Source organism: Cellulomonas edaphi (assembly GCF_030362815.1).
Classification (GTDB): Bacteria; Actinomycetota; Actinomycetes; order Actinomycetales; family Cellulomonadaceae; genus Cellulomonas; species Cellulomonas edaphi.
Genome location: NZ_JAUCGR010000001.1, coordinates 777,484 through 797,026 on the forward strand (window position 1 = coordinate 777,484; position 19,543 = coordinate 797,026).

The 19,543-nt window shown below is 74.5% G+C and carries 18 protein-coding genes; 11 read left to right on the top strand and 7 right to left on the bottom strand.

The genetic code is table 11. The annotated features are described in order from the left end of the window. The first annotated feature begins 1 nt into the window (after position 1). From QRT05_RS03650 to QRT05_RS03665, 4 genes are all read left to right on the top strand, one after another. Positions 2–298 (top strand): MTH1187 family thiamine-binding protein, encoded by a 297-nt coding sequence (locus QRT05_RS03650; protein ID WP_289445359.1) that lies wholly within the window; start codon positions 2–4, stop codon positions 296–298. 152 nt (positions 299–450) lie between these two features. Continuing rightward, entirely contained in the window at positions 451–1,749 is a 1,299-nt protein-coding gene (locus QRT05_RS03655) for a hypothetical protein (RefSeq protein ID WP_289445360.1), read from the top strand. 40 nt (positions 1,750–1,789) lie between these two features. Then, entirely contained in the window at positions 1,790–2,833 is a 1,044-nt protein-coding gene (locus tag QRT05_RS03660; RefSeq protein ID WP_289445362.1) for an NAD(P)-dependent alcohol dehydrogenase, read from the top strand. A gap of 1 nt (position 2,834) precedes the next feature. Further along, positions 2,835–3,302, top strand: a complete 468-nt coding sequence (locus QRT05_RS03665) for an NUDIX domain-containing protein (RefSeq protein ID WP_289445364.1) — start codon at positions 2,835–2,837, stop codon at positions 3,300–3,302. Between the two features lie 124 nt (positions 3,303–3,426). Here QRT05_RS03665 and QRT05_RS03670 read toward each other — a convergent pair whose 3' ends face one another. The 3 genes from QRT05_RS03670 to QRT05_RS03680 form a co-directional block, all read right to left on the bottom strand. Then, positions 3,427–4,125, bottom strand: coding sequence for a PadR family transcriptional regulator (locus QRT05_RS03670; RefSeq protein ID WP_289445367.1), 699 nt, complete (start codon positions 4,123–4,125; stop codon positions 3,427–3,429). A 131-nt stretch (positions 4,126–4,256) separates the two neighbouring features. Further along, complete coding sequence (locus tag QRT05_RS03675; protein WP_289445368.1) at positions 4,257–5,225, bottom strand: alpha/beta hydrolase; 969 nt, start codon at positions 5,223–5,225, stop codon at positions 4,257–4,259. 4 nt (positions 5,226–5,229) lie between these two features. After that, complete coding sequence (locus QRT05_RS03680; RefSeq protein ID WP_289445370.1) at positions 5,230–6,186, bottom strand: zinc-binding dehydrogenase; 957 nt, start codon at positions 6,184–6,186, stop codon at positions 5,230–5,232. Positions 6,187–6,237: 51 nt separating this feature from the next. Between QRT05_RS03680 and QRT05_RS03685 the strand changes: the two genes are divergently transcribed. After that, the gene (locus tag QRT05_RS03685) at positions 6,238–6,915 is read left to right on the top strand and encodes a DUF5995 family protein (RefSeq protein WP_289445372.1); all 678 of its coding nucleotides are present in this window, start codon (positions 6,238–6,240) and stop codon (positions 6,913–6,915) included. On the opposite strand, the gene QRT05_RS03690 is transcribed toward QRT05_RS03685, so the two are convergent. The 3 genes from QRT05_RS03690 to QRT05_RS03700 form a co-directional block, all read right to left on the bottom strand. Next, positions 6,912–7,634, bottom strand: coding sequence for a maleylpyruvate isomerase N-terminal domain-containing protein (locus tag QRT05_RS03690; RefSeq protein WP_289445374.1), 723 nt, complete (start codon positions 7,632–7,634; stop codon positions 6,912–6,914). The genes QRT05_RS03685 and QRT05_RS03690 overlap by 4 nt on opposite strands. A 46-nt stretch (positions 7,635–7,680) precedes the next feature. Next, positions 7,681–8,898: a homoserine O-acetyltransferase MetX gene (gene metX / locus QRT05_RS03695; protein WP_407650291.1), complete on the bottom strand. Its 1,218-nt coding sequence runs from the start codon at positions 8,896–8,898 to the stop codon at positions 7,681–7,683. A gap of 84 nt (positions 8,899–8,982) precedes the next feature. After that, positions 8,983–10,302, bottom strand: a complete 1,320-nt coding sequence (locus QRT05_RS03700) for a bifunctional o-acetylhomoserine/o-acetylserine sulfhydrylase (RefSeq protein WP_289445376.1) — start codon at positions 10,300–10,302, stop codon at positions 8,983–8,985. A 362-nt stretch (positions 10,303–10,664) separates the two neighbouring features. Here QRT05_RS03700 and QRT05_RS03705 point away from each other — a divergent pair, with 362 nt between their 5' ends. The 3 genes from QRT05_RS03705 (at position 10,665) to QRT05_RS03715 (ending at position 14,449) form a co-directional block, all read left to right on the top strand. Continuing rightward, entirely contained in the window at positions 10,665–12,218 is a 1,554-nt protein-coding gene (locus tag QRT05_RS03705; RefSeq protein WP_289445378.1) for an Ig-like domain repeat protein, read from the top strand. Positions 12,219–12,413: 195 nt separating this feature from the next. Continuing rightward, positions 12,414–12,788, top strand: a complete 375-nt coding sequence (locus QRT05_RS03710; RefSeq protein ID WP_289445380.1) for a hypothetical protein — start codon at positions 12,414–12,416, stop codon at positions 12,786–12,788. 236 nt (positions 12,789–13,024) lie between these two features. Next, the gene (locus tag QRT05_RS03715) at positions 13,025–14,449 is read left to right on the top strand and encodes a C40 family peptidase (protein ID WP_289445382.1); all 1,425 of its coding nucleotides are present in this window, start codon (positions 13,025–13,027) and stop codon (positions 14,447–14,449) included. Between the two features lie 590 nt (positions 14,450–15,039). On the opposite strand, the gene QRT05_RS03720 is transcribed toward QRT05_RS03715, so the two are convergent. Next, positions 15,040–15,534, bottom strand: coding sequence for an inorganic diphosphatase (locus tag QRT05_RS03720; protein WP_124344043.1), 495 nt, complete (start codon positions 15,532–15,534; stop codon positions 15,040–15,042). Between the two features lie 168 nt (positions 15,535–15,702). Between QRT05_RS03720 and dacB the strand changes: the two genes are divergently transcribed. The 3 genes from dacB to tilS all read left to right on the top strand — a co-directional run bounded on the left by dacB (position 15,703) and on the right by tilS (position 19,542). After that, the gene (gene dacB / locus QRT05_RS03725; RefSeq protein ID WP_289445388.1) at positions 15,703–17,133 is read left to right on the top strand and encodes a D-alanyl-D-alanine carboxypeptidase/D-alanyl-D-alanine endopeptidase; all 1,431 of its coding nucleotides are present in this window, start codon (positions 15,703–15,705) and stop codon (positions 17,131–17,133) included. A gap of 65 nt (positions 17,134–17,198) precedes the next feature. Further along, entirely contained in the window at positions 17,199–18,221 is a 1,023-nt protein-coding gene (locus tag QRT05_RS03730) for a zinc-dependent metalloprotease (RefSeq protein WP_289445390.1), read from the top strand. 4 nt (positions 18,222–18,225) lie between these two features. Further along, positions 18,226–19,542: a tRNA lysidine(34) synthetase TilS gene (tilS, locus tag QRT05_RS15520; RefSeq protein WP_326522631.1), complete on the top strand. Its 1,317-nt coding sequence runs from the start codon at positions 18,226–18,228 to the stop codon at positions 19,540–19,542. Position 19,543 lies beyond the last annotated feature (1 nt).

Consider the following 19,543-nt stretch of genomic DNA (forward strand, 5'->3'; position numbering starts at 1 on the left):
CATGCTCGTCGCCTTCTCCGTCGCCCCCCTCGGTGCCGGCGAGTCCGTCACCGAGGCCGTCGTCGATGCCGTGCGCGTGGTCCGCGACTCCGGGCTCCCGCACCGCACCGACGCGATGTTCACCACGATCGAGGGCGAGTGGGACGAGGTGATGGACGTGGTCAAACGTGCCACCGAGGCGGTCGGCAGGCATGGCAACCGCGTGAGCCTGGTGCTCAAGGCGGACATCCGCCCTGGGCACACCGGGCAGCTCGACGCCAAGGTCGCGCGCGTGGAGGCCGGCCTCGCCGAGGGCTGACGCGGGTGTGGTGAATCTCCCGCATGCCATACCCGTCCGGCGGGCTGACGCGGCCCTCGCGCTGTGCCAGAGTGTGGGCGCCGGGTCTGGGACGAGGACCGATCGGCGGGGATGACGCGCGCACGTGAGCCGCGCAGGAAGGCCAGGACGGGATGCCGATCTTCGAGCTCGACGAGGGGCGCCCGCGTCTCGTCCAGCCGATGCAGCCGCTGGCCGGATCCTTCGCGCAGGAGTGCGAGGCGCTGCTCACGCACCACCTGACGGCGATCGCCGGTGAGCCGTTGTTCCCGGTCCGCTCGCGCACGGGCGCCCCGGACCACGCGCACCTGCCTGCGCTGCTCGCCCTCGACGCGACCGGCCGTCCGGTGGTCGTCGAGATCGTCCAGGTCGTCGACGACGACGCCGTGGTCAGCGCGCTGCGGCACGCGGGTGCCGCCGCCCGCATGACCACCACCGACCTGTCGCGGGCCTACCACGCCGACCCCAGCCGGTTCGGCGTGGAGTTCGCCGCCTTCCGCGAGCAGGTCGCCTTCGGTGCCCAGACCAGCCGCCGCGAGGGCGTGCGCCTGGTGCTGCTGTGCTCGGAGGTCGCGGCCGAGGCCACGGACACGCTCGGGTTCCTGCGCGGACCCGGTCGGCACGTCGACATCCTGCAGGTGGGCGTCGTCCGGGGCAGCGACGACCGCCGGCTCATCGACGTCTCCCCGCTGGCCAAGCACGAGGGCAGCCGGCGCGCGGTCGAGCCCACCGCGCTGCGGCTGGTCCGCGCCAGCGAGACCACCTTCGCGTCCGCGATGGCGCACGAGCCGGAGCGGCGGGTCCTCCCGCCCATCCCCAGCCGGCCGTGGGCCGACCACCCGTCGTCGGGCGAGCTGCGCGCGGTGCCCTCGCCGCCGCCCATGCCGCGGGCTCCCGCGCCCACGCCGCTCGTGCCGCAGCCGGTGACCACCGCACCGACGCCCGTGGTGGCCGCTCCGACTGCGCCCGAGCGACCCGCCGCCCCGGCCCCCGCCGCCGCGGCGCCTGCCGTCCCTGCCCCCGCGGCCCCGGCCGCCCCCGTTCCCACCGCCCCGGCCCCCATCCCGGCCGGGCCGTCGCCCGCCGAGCTCGTCCCGCCGGCACCGGTCAACCACGCGCCGAAGCCGGCGGTGCCGGCCATCTCCGCGCCCGGCCTGGTCGATGTGCCTCATCCGCGGCTGGCCACGCTGGCCAAGCAGCGGCGGGCGATGACGACCCTCGTCTGGTACCGCGAACGCCGCAACCAGCGCGTGCTCGCCATGCTCCGCAACGACGGCCTCATCCAGCTCGGCGCGGGCCAGGTGTTCGCCGACCCGGGCCACGCCGCGGCGGCCGCGATCGGCACGGACAGCGTCATCGACGGGTGGCGCGCCTGGCGCCTCGGCGACGGCGGACCGACACTGGGTGAGGCGACCGGCTTCACCACGAGCTGACCCGGGCGCCGATCCGTCCCGTCACGTCCGGAGGTCCGCTGTGCCCGTCGTCGTCCCCGCCCTGTCCGTCCCGGCCGCTGGTGCGGCCTTCGAGCGCACGACGATCGAGCGCCGCGACCTGCGCGGCCACGACGTGCGCATCGAGATCGCGTACGCGGGCATCTGCCACTCCGACATCCACCAGGCTCGCGCGGAGTGGGGTGCGGGGCTCTTCCCCATGGTCCCGGGGCACGAGATCGCGGGCGTCGTGAGCGAGGTGGGTCCCGAGGTGACGAGGTTCGCGGTCGGGGACCGGGTGGGCGTGGGCTGCTTCGTCGACTCCTGCCGCGAGTGCGAGAACTGCCTGGCCGGCGAGGAGCAGTTCTGCTCCCGCGGCATGGTCGCCACCTACAACGGGAAGTTCTACGACGGCGAGCGCACCTTCGGCGGCTACAGCACGCAGATCGTGGTCGACGAGGCCTACACGCTGCGCATCCCGGACGGGCTCGAGCTCGACGTGGCCGCGCCGCTGCTCTGCGCGGGCATCACCACCTACTCCCCGCTGCGCCACTACGGCGTGGGCCCGGGCAGCCGCGTCGCGATCGTGGGCATGGGCGGGCTGGGGCACATGGCGGTGCAGATCGCGCACGCGATGGGCGCCGAGGTCACGGTGCTGAGCCAGTCGCTGTCCAAGGAGGCCGACGGTCGCCGGCTGGGCGCCGACCACTACTTCGCGACGAGCGACCCGGCCACGTTCCGCGAGCTGCGCCGATCGTTCGACCTGGTCCTGTCGACGGTCTCGGCCGACCTGGACCTCGACGCGTACCTCGGCCTGCTGCGCCTGGACGGCTCGTTCGTCTTCGTCGGCCTGCCGGAGCAGCCGCAGACGTTCGGGGTCTTCGCGCTGGTGGGCGCACGTCGGTCGCTCGCGGGCTCCAACATCGGCGGCATCGCCGAGACCCAGGAGATGCTCGACTTCTGCGCCGAGCACGGGATCGGCTCCGTCATCGAGACGATCAAGGCCGACGAGGTGGGCGACGCCTACGACCGCGTCGTCGCGAGCGACGTGCGCTACCGGTTCGTCATCGACACCACGACCATCTGACGTGCCGCGGACCAGCGCGGCGCTGCTGCTGTTCCGGGCGGCCGACTCCGGGGTCGAGGTGCTGGCGGGCCACATGGGCGGCCCGTTCTGGGCCCGCAAGGACGCCGGCGCGTGGACCATCCCCAAGGGGGAGATCGAGCCCGGCGAGGACGCGCACGCCGCGGCCCTGCGCGAGTTCGCGGAGGAGCTCGGCGTCGCGGTCCCGGCCGCGACGGAGCCGGACATCGACCTCGGCGAGGTCCGGCAGCGCAGCGGCAAGGTGGTCCGGGCCTGGGCCCGCCGCGGCGACCTGGACGTGGCGCGCATCGTGGGCAACACCGCCGTCATCGAGTGGCCGCCCCGTTCGGGCCGGCAGCTGGAGGTGCCCGAGCTGGACCGCGCCGCGTGGCTGACCCCCGCGGCGGCGGCGCCCCTTCTGGTCGCGGGCCAGGACGCGTTCCTCACCCGCCTCGTGGCGGCGCTGACCTGACCCGCCGGCCAGGCCGGCTCGAGTCGAACCTGTGGTTGTCCTCGCTCCCGGACCGCGAGACGTGGACAACCACAGGTTCGGCCCGGGCAGCCGGCCGGGCCGGGTGGCCGGGCCGGGTGGCCGGTCAGGCGGTGGGTGGCTCGCCGGCCAGGATCAGGTAGAGGTCGCGGCGGGCGCGGTCCAGGACGGCGAGTGCCGCGGCGGCCTGCTCGTCCGTTCCCGTGCGGCCCACCTGGCCCGCGGCGGCGCCGAGTGCCTCGAGCGCGTCTCGCAGCGGCCGACCCGGGTGGCCGGGGCGGGACTGGGCGTCGTCGAACGGGGAGCCGAGCTCCGCGGCGTTCTCCGCCACGTAGGCGGTGCCCGCATCCGTGAGGGAGGCGAGCTTGCGGCCCGCGTCGGCCGTGATGCCGACCAGGCCCTCGTCCTCGAGCAGCGCGAGGGCGGGGTAGATGGCACCCGGCGAGGGTCGCCACCGACCGCCCGATCGCTGTCCGATCTCCTGGATGAGCTGGTAGCCGTGCATGGGCTGCTCCGACAGCAGGAGCAGCACCGCAGCGCGGATGTCACCGCGGCCGGCCCGACGGCCGGGGCCCCGGCCGGGACCGCGACCGCGGGCCTCGTCGGGCTGGCCGTGCGGGCCTCCGAAGCCGTGGCCGTGGCCCCGCGGGCCGTGGCCCTGGGAGCCGAAGCCCTGCGGGCCGAAGCCCTCGGGGCGCCAGCGGCGCCCGGCCAGACGACCCGTGAGGGGGTCGGTGACGTCGGGGCGACGCGGTCCGCGCTCGCGGTGGTCGCCCGGGTGGCGGGGTATGTGGTCGTACGTCATGGGAACTCCTGGGGGATGTGTGGGGACGAGCGGTGCTCGTCGGAGGGCGTCCGGGACGGTCCGCACACGGGGGCGTCGACCAGACGACGTAACGATATATCGTTGATACGTCGACGACAACCCCCAACGATCTATCCCCAGCCGAACGCCGCCGTCCAGCGGTCGATCTCGGCGTAGTACCGCTCACGCGCGGGGCGGGCCGACAACGCCAGGTCGTGCATGCCGCCCTCGATCCGCACCACCGTGACGTGCGAGCCCAGCTGCACGGCGCGGCGTGCGAGCTGGTCGACCTCCAGCACGATGTCGGCGCTGCGCATGTCCTCGCTCCAGCGCGGGCTGATCAGCGACCGGGCAGAGATCAGGGCCAGGACCGGCACGCGGATGCTCAGCCCGCGGGCCACCTGCGCGTGCCCGGTCATCACGGCGCGGAGCCAGCCCGCGCGCACCGGGAAGGCGGGGGTGGGCCGCCACCGGGTCTCGAACGTCCACTCGCCGCCCGAGTCCATGCTGAGCGTGCGGTTGTAGTAGCCGGGGTCGATGTTGGGCAACGGGGTCTTGGGCTGGAAGCGCGCCAGCTGGGCGACGGCCGGGCCCGACAGGTGCCGGATCACCGAGGACCCCTGCAGCTCGAGCCACGGGCTGTTGAGCACCAGCGCATCCACCGTGCCGGGGAAGTGGTGTGCCCACAGCACGGCGACCAGCCCGCCGGTGGAGTGCCCGTGCAGCATGACGCGCCCGTGCGCGCCGATCTCCGCACGCACCACCGAGAGTGCGGCGCTGATGTCGGCCCGGTACGCCGACAGGTCGTCGACGTAGCCCGGCGTCTGGTGCGGCCGGAGGCTGCGCCCGTACTTGCGCAGGTCGAGGGCGTAGAACGCCGCGCCGCGCGCGTGCCAGAACTCGGCGAGCGCGGTCTGGAAGAAGTAGTCCGACCAGCCGTGGAGGTACACGACCGCGCGGGACGGGCGCTGAGGCTCGGGCGTGGCCGGCTGGTAGCGGACGAGGCTGGCGACGACGGGGCCCTCCTCGTCGGGCACGAGCTCCAGGGTCGCCACCTCGAACCCGTCGCCCAGGACGTCCGGGACCCACTCGACCGGCACGGCGTCAGGGCTCCACGACGATCTTGCCGAACTGCTCACCCTCCGCGAGCCGGCCGAGCGCCCCGCGTGCGTCGGTCAACGGGAACGTCGAGTCGACCAGCGGCCGCACGCCGGTGCGGGCCAGGAACGCGAGCAGGTGCTGCAGGTCGTCGCGCGAACCCATCGTGACGCCCCGCACGGTCAGCTCGGTGAAGAAGATCCGCGTGAGCTCGGCGGGGGACGCGTCGCCGCTCGTCGCGCCCGCGACGACGATCGTGCCGCCGGGCCGCACCGACCGCACGGAGTGCGACCACGTGGCGCGGCCGACGCTCTCGAGCACGAGCTCGACCCGGGGCACGCGCGCTCCCGGCTCGACGGCCGCCGCCGCGCCGAGAGTCAGCGCGCGCTCGCGGCGCGCCGACGACCGGCTGGTCACGACCACCTCGAGCCCCGCCGCGGCGCCCAGCAGGATCGCCGCGGTGGCGAGCCCGCCACCGGCGCCCTGCACCAGCACCCGCTGACCGGGTGTGGCGCCGCCGGCGGTGAAGAGCATCCGATAGGCCGTCAGCCAGGCCGTCGGGAGGCAGGCGGCCTCGGCGAACGACAGCTCGGGCGGCTTGTCCACGAGGTTCCACGTCGGGACGGCGACCTGCTCGGCGAGAGTCCCGTCGTAGCGCTCGGACAGCAGCGAGCGCGGCTCGTCGGCGTCGACGCCGCGGCCCGACGGTCCGCCGATCACGCCGTGCAGCACCACCTCCCGTCCGTCGGCGGTGACGCCCGCCGCGTCGGTGCCCAAAATCATGGGCAGCTGCTCGGGGCGCAGGCCGACGCCCCGCAGCGACCACAGGTCGTGGTGGTTGAGGGCGGCTGCGCGCACGTCCACCACGGACCACCCGTCGCGCGCGGTGGGGGCGGGCCGCTCGCCCACCTCCAGCCCCGAGACGGCGTCGTCGGCGAACCGGGCGGCGTAGGCAGCGATCACGGACCCAACCTAGCTCTGGTCGGTCGCGACGGGAGTGGGCAGGGTGAGCACATGTCACAGACGCCGATCGGGCAGGTGGTCGCGGCCATGGACCGCGTGCGGGGCGGGTGGGCGCGCGACGACGGGCTCGGGGTGTTCCTCGACGTCTACCGGCGCGTCACCGTGCTGGTCGAGGAGCGCGTGGCGGGGACCACGTTCCGCGATCCCCGCTTCGTCGAGGACCTCGACGTGCGGTTCGCGGGGTTGTTCCTGGACGTCCCCCGGGACCTCGCGGCGGGCCGCCGCGTGAACAGGGCGTGGGCGCCGCTCGTCGAGCGGCGTGGTCTGCGCGGCATCGAGCCGGTCCAGTTCGCGCTCGCCGGCATGAACGCGCACATCAACCACGACCTCGCGCTCGCGGTGGTCGCAACGTGCGAGGCGCGCGGGGTCACCCCGGCGAGCGCGGGCGTCTACGCGGACTTCGAGCGCGTCAACGGGGTGCTGGCCGAGGTGGTGCGGCCGATCCGCCAGTCGTTCCTCGACCGGTGCGTGGTCGAGGCCGGCGCCCCGCTGTCGCCCGTCGCCGACCTGGTCAGCACCTTCTCCATCGACAAGGCGCGCGACGCCGCATGGGCGTCCGCCGTGACGCTGTGGGCCGTGCGCGAGATCGGCTTCGTCTCGCGGGCCGCGCGCGATGCGCTCGCCCGGACCGTGGGCCTGGTGGGGCGCCAGCTGCTGGTCCAGGTCTAGAGCACGGGCAGCATGAGCCCGAGGTCGGGGACGCCCTCCGACGTGTAGCGGGGCCGCAGCGCACGCGCGAGCTCGTCGACGTCGTACGGGCTGCGCCCGGCGGCGAGCCGGAGCCAGCGCTTCTCGTCGGCGACCTCGAGGTCCCAGCCGCCGCGGGCCACGACGATGCCGAGCAACGTGTCGGCGACGAGCGTCAGCGCGGCGTGGTCGATCGGGTCCGGGCCGGCTCCGGCGGCGGCCGCGCGACGGACGGAGCCCGCCAGGTCGTCGGCGTGCACCACGAGCTCGATCACGCGCGAGATGGTCATCGTGGAGAGCAGGACAGGCCCCCGCCGCGCCTGCACCGTGAGGTCGCCGGGGCCCAGCTCGTCGAGCCGCGCGAACGCCGCCGCGGCGTGCTGGTCGACCCAGGCCAGGGGGTTGCCCGAGATCTGGGCGGCCAGCTCGCGCGTGGTCTGCGCGATGTCCGCGGCGCGCGCGACGTACGTGCCCAGGTACTCGGCCAGGCTGAGCGGGACCGTGCCGGCGGGTGCGGGCGTGCACACGGCGAGGGCGTCCATCGCCCGGCCCAGGTGCGCGACGAGCTCGGCGACCGACCAGCCCTCGAGCACCGACTGCTGGGCCCCGACCTCGTCGTCGACCACCTCCGCGATCCAGCCGCGCAGGCGGTCCCACTGGGCGTGCAGGGCCGACGAGGCCTCGGCGATGGTGGCGCTCACGCCCTCATCCTGCCCGCACCGGGCAGTCCCCGCGGGGTGAATCGGGTCAGCGCACCCGCACGGACTCGTTGAGGAACTCCGAGACGTGCCGGCCCACCTGGTCCTCCTCGATGAGGAAGCCGTCGTGGCCGTAGTCGGAGTGCACGGTGCGCACCGGCCCGGCGCCGGGCACGCCCGCCGCGATGCGCTCGGACTGCGCGGGCGGGAACAGCCGGTCGGAGTCGACCGCGATGACCAGCCCGCGCGCCGTGATGCTCGCCAGAGCCGCCTCGACCCCACCGCGGTCGCGGCCCAGGTCGTGGGTGATCATCGACCGGGTCAGCGTCACGTACGTGTTGGCGTCGAACCGGCGCGTGATCTTGTCGCCGTGGTGGTCCAGGTAGGACTGGACCGCGAACCGCCCGCCCTCGAGCGGGTCCTCGCCGCCCTGGGGGATGCGGCCGAACCGCTCGTCGAGCTCGTAGGCGCTGCGGTAGGTCTGGTGCGCGATCTGCCGCGCGAGGCCGAGGCCGACGTGGGGGCCGTCGCCGTCCGCGGCGTCGTAGTAGTCGCCGTCGCGGAACCGCGGGTCGGCGGCGATGGCCGCGAGCTGGGTGTGGAAGCCGGCGATCTGGTCGCCGGACGTCTGAGCCGCTGTCGCGATGGCCGCGAACGCCTCGACCCGATGCGGCTCGGAGGCCGCCCACTCGAGCACGCGCAGCCCGCCCATCGAGGCGCCGATGACGAGGGCCCACGTGTCGACGCCCAGCAGGTCGGCGAGCCGCACCTCGGCGGCCACCTGGTCGCGGACGGTGAGCAGCGGGAAGCGGCTGCCCCACGGGCGGCCGTCCGGAGCGGGTGAGGCGGGGCCGGTCGAGCCCTGGCAGCCGCCCAGCACGTTGGGCGCGACGACGAACCACTCGTCGGTGTCGATGGGCGCACCGGGCCCCACCATCGACGACCACCAGCCGGGCGTCGGGTGCGCCTCGTCGGCGTCCCCGATCACGTGCGAGTCGCCGGTCAGGGCGTGCAGGACGAGGACCGCGTTGGTGCCGTCCTCGTTGAGGGTGCCCCACGTCTCGTACGCGAGCCGGACGGCGGGCAGGCGCCCGCCCGACTCGAGCGCGAACGGCCCGAGGTCGGCGAACTGTCGACGGCCGACGGGGTCTCCCGCACGCCACGCCGCGGTGGCCGGCACCGCGGGTCGCGACGGCACCGGCACCCGGCTCGCGCGCGTCGAGGCGCGGGCGCGGGAGGGCGCGAAGGAGGGGAGATCGTCGGGCACGGCGACCAATCTACGCAAGGGGTCGGGATCCAGCGGGCGCCGACCGGTGGGCGGGACGGGCAGCCCCGGCCCGCCCACCGTCGATCACGCTCCCTTGGCGGCGCGGAAGCCCGCGTCGAGGTCGGCGAGGATGTCGTCGATGTGCTCGATGCCCACCGACAGGCGGACGAGCCCGGGGGTCACGCCCGAGAAGGCCTGCTCCTCCGGCGTCAGCTGGCTGTGCGTCGTGGAGGCCGGGTGGATCACGAGCGAGCGCACGTCGCCGATGTTGGCCACGTTCGAGTGCAGCTCGAGCGCCGAGACGAACGCCTGGCCGGCGGCGGCGCCACCCTCCACCTCGAACGCGAGCACCGCGCCCGCGCCCCGCGGCGCGTACTTGAGCTGGTTGGCGTGCCAGGGCGAGGACTCCAGGCCCGCGTAGTGCACGGCCAGCACGTCGTCACGGGCCTCGAGCCACGCCGCGACCTTGGCCGCGTTCTCCACGTGCCGCTCCACGCGCAGCGAGAGCGTCTCGATGCCCTGGGCGATGAGGAACGCGTTGAACGGCGAGAGCGACGAGCCGAGGTCGCGCAGCAGCTGCACGCGCGCCTTGAGGATGAAGGCGAGGTTGACGCCGAACAGGCCGCCGACGCCGAGGTCGCGCGCGAACACGAGCCCGTTGTAGGACGGGTCGGGGGTGTTGTAGTTGGCGAAGCGCTCCGGGTACTGCGCGTAGTCGAACGAGCCGCCGTCCACGATCACGCCGCCGATGGCCGAGCCGTGCCCGCCCAGGTACTTGGTGGCCGAGTGCACCACCACGTCGGCGCCCCACTGCAGCGGGTTGATGAGGTACGGCGTGGCCACCGTGTTGTCCACGACGAGCGGCACCCCGTACTCGTGCGCGACGCCCGCCACGAGCTCGATGTCGAGCACGTCGGCCTTGGGGTTGGGGATCGTCTCCGCGAAGAACAGCTTGGTGTTGGGGCGGATCGCGTCCTTCCACGCCTGGGCGTCGTGCGGGTCGGTGACGAACGTCGTCTCGATGCCGAGCTTGGGCAGCGTGTAGTGGAGCAGGTTGTAGGTGCCGCCGTAGAGCGACGGGCTCGCGACCACGTGGTCGCCAGCCTCGGCGATGTTGAGGATCGCCAGCGTCTCGGCCGCCTGGCCCGACGAGACGAGCAGCGCGCCCACGCCGCCCTCGAGCGAGGCGATGCGGTTCTCGACGACCTCCTGCGTCGGGTTGCCGATGCGCGTGTAGATGGGCCCGAGCTCCTTGAGCGCGAACCGGTCGGCCGCCTGCTGGGCGCTGTCGAAGACGAAGGAGGTCGTCTGGTAGATCGGCAGCGCGCGGGCGCCGGTCGCCGGATCAGCCGTCTGGCCGGCGTGGATCTGGCGGGTCTCGAAGTTCCAGTTCTCGTTGCTCACGGTGGTGCTCCTCAGGTCTGCGGGATCAGTCGGGTGGACGACCGCGGGGGAGCTGTGCGCGCTGCTGCCCGTCCCGCGGGGGGATCGAAGGGGCGCACGGATCGAGCGAGGCTCGTGGCGGGGTGCGTCGTCCGTCCGTCATCGACGGCGACGACCTGCCCGCGGGCACAGCCGAGCGTGCGCTGGTCAGCGACACATTCGGCAGGTCATGCGCCGAGGGTAGGGCGCTCGTCCCTGTGGGTGGAACGCCCATCTTGACATCCGAGACGTCCACTCTCGCGCCCGTATCTGGCGCACCGACGCTCCGCCCTTGATCTGCATGCCAGCGGCGCACCGATGCGCCGCACGACGAGGGGACGATCATGCAGACAGCTTCGAAGGCCCCGGCTCTGCGACGCACCGGCGTCGCACTGCTCGCGGCCGCAGCACTCACGTTCACCACCCTCGGGCCGGCGCACGCCGTCCCCGAGGGTGCTCGCGTCTCCACGGGCGGCGACGTCGTCGCGTGGGGCCTCGCCAGCGACGGTCGCACCACCGTGCCCGAGCTGCCGCCGGGCGTCGCCTACCGCGCGATCAGCGGCGGGGACTCCGCGAGCCTCGCCGTGCGCTCCGATGGTCAGGTGGCCGGATTCGGCTACGGCTCGCCGACGGCACCGGCCCTCGCAGGGTCGCAGAAGTACATCGGCGTCTCGGCGGGCTCGGCCCACTACCTCTACCTGCGCTCCGACGGCCAGGTCCGCGGCTCGGGGGACAACACGTACGGCGAGCTCAACCTCCCGGCCCTGCCGGCTGGTGCCCGGTACAAGGCCGTCTCGGCGGGGAACTACTGGAGCCTGGCGCTGCGGTCGGACGGCCGGATCGCAGCGGCCGGGTACACGGGGTACGGCACCACGACCGTGCCCGCGCTCCCCGCCGGCCTGCGGTACACGGCGGTCGCGGCGGGTTACGCGCACGCGGCCGCGCTGCGCAGCGACGGCCGCATCGTCGCCTGGGGCTCGCCGATCGCGGGGGAGACGACCATCGCCAACCCGCCGAGCGGCGTGCACTACACGGCGGTCACGACGACCTACGGCCTGACGCTGGCGCTGCGCTCCGACGGCAAGGTGGTCGGCTTCGGCTACAACTCCGACGGCCAGGCCACCCCGCCCCACCCGCCGAGCGGATCGAAGTTCGTCGCGGTCGCCGCGACGTACTTCACGGGCGCCGCACTGACGAACAAGGGCAAGATCGTCACGTGGGGCAGCTCGGCGAACGGCCTCCTGGACGTGCCCGCGGCGCCGGCCGGCACCCGGTACTCGGCGCTCGCCGGCGGTGGCTACCACTTCCTGGCGCTGACCAGCCGGACCACGAAGACGACGGCCGTCGCGCCGAGCGTGTGGCGGTACGGCAAGACGGCCAAGCTCACGGCGAAGGTCACGGCCGTCGGCGTCACCCCCACGGGGACGGTGTCGGTGTTCAAGGGGTCGAAGCTCGTGGGCAAGGCGGCGCTGTCGTCGGGCAAGGCCAAGGTCACGCTCAAGGCCAAGGCGCTCAAGCCGGGCACCTACACGCTCGCCGTGAAGTACAGCGGCGCGACCGCGCTGGCGCCGTCGAAGACGTCGGTGCGCGTGAAGGTGGTCAAGGCGACGGCGACCGCAAGGGCGGCGCTGGTCGCCCCGACGATCGGCCGGACGGCGCACGGCAAGGTCAAGGTCGTCGTGACGGCGCCCGGTGTGACGCCGACCGGAAAGGTGCGGGTCTACGACGGCAGCACGCCGCTCGTGACGGTCACGCTCACGAGCTCGCACCACGGCAAGATCACGGCGACGCTGCCCCGGCTCTCGCCGGGCACGCACCACCTCAAGGTGTTCTACCTGGGCTCCTCGCTCGTCGCGAAGGACCAGGCTCCGACGGTGCACCTCACGGTCAGGAGCTGACGCCCGGCACCTGACAACCCGGCGCCGGTCGGTCACCACGCGTGGCCGGCCGGCGCCGGGCGCGGAGAGCCGTCGGCCGATCGTCGCCTGCCGTTCGTCCACCCGTCGCCCGCCCGACGCCCACGCACCGGCGGGGCACGGTGGACTGCCACCTCGGGGGCCGCGCACGGCGGCCGCGACGAGGGGGTCCGCGCGGTGCCGGCAACGTTCCAGCTCTACCGGTTCTCCGACGACGACCTCGTCTGGTGGCGACTGGTGAGCCCCAACGGCCGCGGCGTGGCGCGCATGCCCCACGGTGTGGGATCGCTGGACGAGGCGCGGGACGCGGTCGCGACCGTCGTCGGACGCCTGGACGACCTGAGCACCGTGCTCCGGCTGACCGACACCTACCGCTGGCACTGGGTCCTCCAGGCGGACGGCGTGCCGGTGGCCGAGGGGATCGGCGACCAGGACCGCCGGGTGCGGTGCGAGTACGCCTGCCGGACGTTCGCGGTGCTGGCGGTCACGGCGCGGGTCGATCCCGCGCTGGTCACGTTCCGCCGCGTGGGCGCCCCGTCGCGCCCGCGCTGAGCGACGCCCGGCCGCGCGGCGCGCGGGCGCGTGCGGCGAACGGGTGATCCTGGCTCACCGGTGGCCGATATGCCCGATTGCGGACCGTGTGACGGGTGTGACTCGTGTGACTGGTGTTCACTTCTGGGACTCGCCCGGGTAGCGTCCCTCGGGGCGGCCCCGACTGTGCGCCGCCTGAGCGCCGAGCGAGGGAGTGGCCAGTGACGCAGGGCAGCAGCGCGCGCAGACGTCCCGTGGTGGGCAGTCTCGTGGCCGCGCTCGCGGTCTCCGGGCTGCTCATCGGCGGCGCGCCGCTGGCCAGCGCGGACCCGACGCCGCCCAGCGACAGCGATGTCCGGGACGCGCGCAGCGCGGTGGACGACGCCAAGCGCTCGGTCGCCCAGATGGAGGTCAGGCTCGCCGAGCTCAGCGTCGCGAGCGACGCGGCGGAGCTGAAGGTCCAGCAGGTGGGCGAGGCCTACACCCGGGCGCTCGTCGACGCGCAGGACGCTCAGGACGCGGCCGAGGACGCCGCGGCCGCCTCTCGCCGCGCCGCGGACGAGGCCGAGCAGGCGCGGCGCACGCTCGTCGCCATCGCGCGCGAGATGGCCCGTTCGGGCGGCTCCGCGGACCAGATCGAGGCGCTGCTGTCCGCCGACGGCTTCCAGGAGGTGGCGGAGCGCACCAGCGCGCTCGACCGCGTCAGCGGCAAGGCCGACGAGGCGGTGCAGGAGTTCCGCGCGGCCACCCTCGTGGCCACCACCCTCGAGGAGCACGCGAAGTCGACGGCGGCCACGGCGACCCGCACGTCGAAGGCTGCGGCGGCTGCGCTGAAGTCCGCGGAGAAGTCGCAGCAGGAGGCCGACGAGGCGGTCGCGGGTGCGGCGATCGAGCGCGACGAGCTCATCGGCGCGCTCGCCGCCGCCCGGCAGACGAGCGTGGCGGTCGAACGCGCGCGCCAGGACCAGCTCGACGCGGACCGTCGTCAGCGGGCTGACGACGAGGCGCGCCAGGAGCGGGAGAACGACACCACCGACGACCCGCCCGCGTCGAACCCGCCCGCGTCCAACCCGCCCGCGTCCAACCCGCCGTCCGACCCGCCCTCGAACCCGAGGCCGACGAAGGACCCGCAGCCCACCTCCGACCCGAAGCCGACCTCGGACCCGAAGCCGACCAAGGAGCCTCGGCCGACGGCGGACCCGCAGCCGACCGCGAACCCCACGGTCGCTCCTCCGCGACCCAGCCCGAAGCCGACCCCCAAGCCGACCCAGGCGCCTGCGTACGGGCTCGGCACCGGGGTGTCGAGCGGCTCGGCCTCCGGCGGCCGCGCGGCGCTGGCGTGGGCCAAGACCAAGATCGGGCTGCCGTACATCTGGGGCGGGACCGGCCCCGACGGCTACGACTGCTCGGGCCTGACGATGTCGGCGTGGAGGGCGGCGGGGGTGTACCTCAACCGCACCTCGCGCGACCAGTACAAGCAGGTGCTCAAGATCCGCTACGACGACCTGCGGGTGGGCGACCTGGTGTTCTGGTCCTCCGACCCCGGCAGCGCCGACGCGATCTACCACGTGGCGATGTGGGCCGGGAACGGGCAGATCATGGAGGCCGCGCGGCCGGGCAAGCCGCTCCGGCTGGTCCCCATGCGATGGGCGGGGACCATGCCGTACGCCGGCCGCCCCTGACCGCGGCTCTGGCTGCCTGGCGACGTCCAGGCCCGGTCCGGCCAGGTCACCCCGGGCCGCCCCTCCTCACGTCGTCGGCTGCTCATCACCTCGCCGACTACCCGTCACTTCGCCGATTCCGCATCACTTCGCCGACTCGAATCGGCGTACTGATGCGGAATCGGCGTGCTGACGGCTCATCGCGTCGCCGCCTGCCCACGCTTCGCCGACTGCTCATCGCTTCGCCGATTGCTCATCGCTTCGCCGACTCGAATCGGCGTACTGATGCCAAATCGGCGTGCTGACGGCTCATCGCGTCGCCGCCTGCCCACGCTTCGCCGATTGCTCATCGCTTCGCCGATTGCTCATCGCTTCGCCGACTCGAATCGGCGTACTGATGCCAAATCGGCGTGCTGACGGCTCATCGCGTCGCCGCCTGCCCACGCTTCGCCGATTGCACATCGCTTCGCCGATTGCTCATCGCTTCGCCGATGCGCACCGCTTCGCCGACTCGAATCGGCGAGGTGATGCGGGATCGGCGTGCTGATCGGCCGCCGCAGCATGACGAAGGCCGCCCGACCCCCGCAGGGGTGGGCGGCCTTCGTCGTGGGTCAGTGGTTGTAGCCCGCGTCGATCGCGCGCTGACGCGACCGCTCGATCTCGGCCTCGGCCTCGGCGCGACCGGTCCAGTGCGCGCCCTCCACCGACTTGCCCGGCTCGAGGTCCTTGTAGACCTCGAAGAAGTGCTGGATCTCCAGGCGGTGGAAGTCCGAGACGTCGTCGATGTCCTGGCGCCAGGCGGCGCGCTGGTCGCCCGTGGGCACGCACAGGACCTTGTCGTCGCCGCCGGCCTCGTCGCGCATGCGGAACATGCCCAGCGCGCGGCAGCGGATGAGGCAGCCCGGGAACGTGGGCTCCTCAAGCAGCACGAGGGCGTCCAGGGGATCGCCGTCCTCGCCCAGGGTGCCCTCGATGAACCCGTAGTCGTCGGGGTAGCGCGTCGAGGTGAACAGCATCCGGTCGAGGCGGATGCGCCCGGTGGCGTGATCCACCTCGTACTTGTTGCGCTGGCCCTTCGGGATCTCGATCGTGACGTCGAACTCCACAGCTCTCCTCCACCGCGCTGACGGCGACCGGGTCCCGGGGCCTTGCGACGCGCGACACGTGTCGTGGTGACGGCGCGCCTGGGTGTCGGGGGCGCCTTTGTCTCGGACAGTAGTCTGACGCACCGCCGGGGCGCGTGCTCCGTCGGTTCTGGGTGAGGACAGGTGATCATGGCCACAGGCGCGCGGGTCGCCGGCACGCTCGTGCTCGTGCTCAGCCTCGCGGCGGGTGCCTACCTCACGGGCGACGCGCACGACGTGGTCCCCGGTCCGCTCACCCTCGAGCCGTCGCCCACGCCGCCGCCCCCGTTCCCGACGGCTCCCGGAGCGGTCGACGCCCCGGACGCCGAGCCCGCCCTGAGCGACCTCGACCCGCAGGCGCCGGTCCCCACGGCCACCCGGATCCAGGCGCTGGTCGACGAGGTCGCGACCGACGACCGACTGGGCACCCCGTCGCACGTGGGCGTCGTGGTGACCGACCGGCTGACGGGGGACCTGCTGGGCGCGCACCTGCCCGACCGAGGCCGGACGCCGGCGTCGACGGCCAAGCTGGTGACCGCCGTCGCCGCGCTCGCGTCGTTGCCTGCGGACACCACGCTGCCGACCCGTGTCGTCCGGGCCGGCGCGGGCACCGTCGTGCTGGTGGGCGGCGGCGACATGATGCTCGCGGCCGACAAGGGCGACCCCGACGCCGTGCTCGGCCATGCCGGGCTGGGTGACCTCGCGCGCTCGGTCGCCGCCAAGCTCAAGCTCGCCGGGACCACGGCGGTGCGCGTGCAGTGGGACGACTCGCTCTTCTCCGGGCCGACGATCAACCCCGACTGGGACCCGGCGGACGTCGTGGCCGGCTACGTCGCGCCCGTGACACCGCTCGCGGTCCAGATTGCCGCGACGCGGCCGTTCCGCAGCAGCGAGGACTACCCGCCGCGCTCGGCCGCGCCCGCGTTCGAGGCGGCGAAGACGTTCGCGGCACGGCTCGAGGCCGCCGGGATCACCGTGCAGGGCACGCCGACGCGCGGCCTCGCCGACGCCGACGCGCAGGAGCTGGGCGTCGTGCGCAGTGCGCCCCTCGAGCAGATCGTGCACTACTTCCTCGACACCTCGGACAACACCATCACCGAGGTGGTCTCCCGGATCGTCGCGGTGCACCAGGAGCTGCCCGCGAGCTTCGAGGGCGGCACGCAGGCCGTGCTGCGGGCGGTGCAGCAGGCCGGCGTGGACACCACCGGCGCGCACCTGGCCGACGCGTCGGGCCTCGCCCGCGGCTCGCGGCTGCGGCCCGCGATGCTCGCGGACCTGGTGCGGCTCTCCACCGACCCGGCTGAGCCGATGCTGCGGCCGGTGGCCATCGGGATGCCGATCGCGGGCCTGACCGGGACGCTGGCCGACCGGTTCACGCGCTCGCCCGCCCGCGGCCTGCTGCGGGCCAAGACCGGCAGCCTGCAGTCGGTCACGGCGCTGTCCGGCACCGTGGTCGACGCCGAGGGCCGGCAGCTGGTGTTCGCCGTCCTGGCCGACAAGACGGGTGCCATCGGGCAGGCCGTCCCCCGCACGGCGGTCGACGCCTTCGCCACCAGGCTGGCGGCCTGCGGCTGCAGCTGAGCCGCCGATTGCGCGCTGGGCGCAACCACGGCTGAACCCCGGCCCGCCGGGTTAGCGTGGCCCGCATGGATCAGCCGGTCGACTGGGACGCCGCCGCCAGGGTCGCGGGCCGGCTCGCCCCGCCCGGGCCGCGCGCCGCGCGCGTCCAGCTCGAGGAGCTCGTCGGGCAGCTGCGCGACGTGGCCGGCCCGGCGGCCGAGCACGTCTCGCGGACCACGGATCTGGTCCCGGCGGACGGCAGGCCGCCCGCCGACGTCTCCCGGGTGCTCGTCGTCGACCGCCCCGGCTGGGCCCGGGCCAACACCCAGATGTTCGCCGTCATGGCGGCACCGCTCGCCGACGCGGGGAAGCGCACCACGAGCGCGTCTCGGCTGGCGGCCGCGACGCAGGTGGGCGGTGTGCTCGCGCTGCTCGCCGGGAAGGTGCTGGGTCAGTTCGACCCGTTCACGCCCACCGCCGACGGCCGCGGGCGCCTGCTGCTCGTCGCGCCGAACGTGCTGCACCTCGAGCGCACCATGCGCGTGGAGCCCGCCGACTTCCGTCTGTGGGTCGCCCTGCACGAGCAGACCCACGCGCTGCAGTTCGCCGCCGCGCCGTGGCTCGCCGGCCACCTGGCCGAGCGGTCCGCGGCGCTGCTGGGCGACTTCACCGACGAGCGCCGCGGGGACCTGGTCATGTCCGTGCGCAGCGTGCTGAACGGCGGCTCGGTGTTCGACGTGCTCACCGAGGACCAGCGCGGCATCTTCGAGGAGATGGGCGCTGCGATGGCGCTGCTCGAGGGACACGCGGACCACGCGATGGACGAGGTCGGTCCGTGGGTGGTGCCGAGCGTGAAGAAGATCCGTGCCAAGTTCGAGGCCAAGCGCGACCAGGGCGCCTCCGCCGGCGGTGCGGCGCGCGTGCTGCGCCGGTTGCTGGGCCTGGACACCAAGCTCGCGCAGTACCGGGACGGCGCGAGGTTCGTCCGTGCGGTCCAGCGCGACGTGGGCCGCGGCGGATTCAACGCCGTCTGGGCGGGCCCGCACAACCTGCCGACCGCCGCCGAGATCGCCGACCCGCCCGCGTGGGTGCGTCGCGTGCACGGCTGACGAGATGAGCGGGCCGCACCCGGCGGTCGCCGCCGCGCGGGTCGCGGTCGCCGACGCGACCGCCGACCTGCCCGCCGGTGCGCTCGTGCTGGTGGCGTGCTCGGGCGGCGCCGACTCGCTCGCGTTGGCGGCGGCCACGGCGTTCGTCGCCCGGCGCGCCGGGCTGCGCGCGGGGGCCGTCGTGGTCGACCACGGCCTTCAGCAGGGCTCGGCCGACGTCGCGAACGAGGCCGCGGACGCGTGCCGGTCGCTCGGCCTGGACCCTGTCCTGGTGCGGCGCGTGGACGTGTCGGGCGGCGGGGGACCGGAGAAGGCGGCGCGCGACGCCCGCTACGCGGCGCTCGAGGAGGCCGCGGACGACGAGCGCGCGGGGGCGGTGCTGCTCGGCCACACCCTCGACGACCAGGCCGAGACCGTGCTGCTGGGGCTCGCGCGCGGCTCGGGCGCGCGCTCGCTGGCCGGGATGCCGGCGGTCCGGGGGATCCTCCGGCGGCCGCTGCTCGGCCTGCGGCGGTCCGAGACGGAGGCGGCCTGCCGCGCGCAGGGGCTCGAGCCGTGGCACGACCCCACCAACGCGGGAGCGCCCGACGACCCCGTGCGCAGCCGGCTGCGCGCCGAGGTGATGCCGGCCCTCGCGCGCGTCCTCGGGCCCGGGGTGCCGCAGGCGCTCGCCCGCACGGCCGAGCAGCTCGCGCAGGACGCGGAGGCGCTCGACGCGCTCGCGTCGCAGCTCCTCGCGGCGTCCCGCGTCGCCCCCCCGGACGCCCCGACGGTCGGGGCCCCGCCGCACACCGCGTCGCTGGACCCCGGACGGGTCGGCGCTTTCGCCTCGAACCGTGACATTGAAGTAGCGACCCGACGAGGAAGTGACGACTCGAGGGCGGCGCGCACCGGGCGCGCGGGCGACGCGAGCGCGGCGCGCACCGGGCACGCGGACGACGCGAGCGCGGCGCGCACCGGGCACGAAGGCGACGAGCGCCCCGCGCACACCGCCCACGAAAGCGGCCAGGCCGCGGCAGCAGTGGTCTGGCTCGATCTCGACGTGCTCGGGCGCGCCGCGACGGCCGTCCGCAGGCGGGCGCTGCGCGCCGCGGCCGTCGAGGCCGGGAGCCCGCCGGGCTCGCTGCACCGCGTGCACGTGCTGGCCCTGGACGCGCTGGTCACGGACTGGCGCGGGCAGGGCGCCGCGGCGCTGCCGGGCGGGCTGGCGGGTGCGCGCGCGTGTGGCAGGCTTGTCATCGGCTCGCCCGCGGCCCTCTCGGGCGTGCGGATGGCGGGCCGGCGGCGCGATGTCCAGAACCGGCACACGAACGAGGAGTAGC

Bases quoted from the DNA above. Each gene is read 5' to 3' on its own strand.
- dacB (WP_289445388.1), top strand. From the start codon at position 15,703: ATGGCCACAGGCGCGCGGGTCGCCGGCACGCTCGTGCTCGTGCTCAGC.
- QRT05_RS03655 (WP_289445360.1), top strand. From the start codon at position 451: ATGCCGATCTTCGAGCTCGACGAGGGGCGCCCGCGTCTCGTCCAGCCG.
- QRT05_RS03650 (WP_289445359.1), top strand. From the start codon at position 2: ATGCTCGTCGCCTTCTCCGTCGCCCCCCTCGGTGCCGGCGAGTCCGTC.
- tilS (WP_326522631.1), top strand. From the start codon at position 18,226: ATGAGCGGGCCGCACCCGGCGGTCGCCGCCGCGCGGGTCGCGGTCGCC.
- QRT05_RS03730 (WP_289445390.1), top strand. From the start codon at position 17,199: ATGGATCAGCCGGTCGACTGGGACGCCGCCGCCAGGGTCGCGGGCCGG.
- QRT05_RS03705 (WP_289445378.1), top strand. From the start codon at position 10,665: ATGCAGACAGCTTCGAAGGCCCCGGCTCTGCGACGCACCGGCGTCGCA.
- QRT05_RS03670 (WP_289445367.1), bottom strand. From the start codon at position 4,125: ATGACGTACGACCACATACCCCGCCACCCGGGCGACCACCGCGAGCGC.
- QRT05_RS03685 (WP_289445372.1), top strand. From the start codon at position 6,238: ATGTCACAGACGCCGATCGGGCAGGTGGTCGCGGCCATGGACCGCGTG.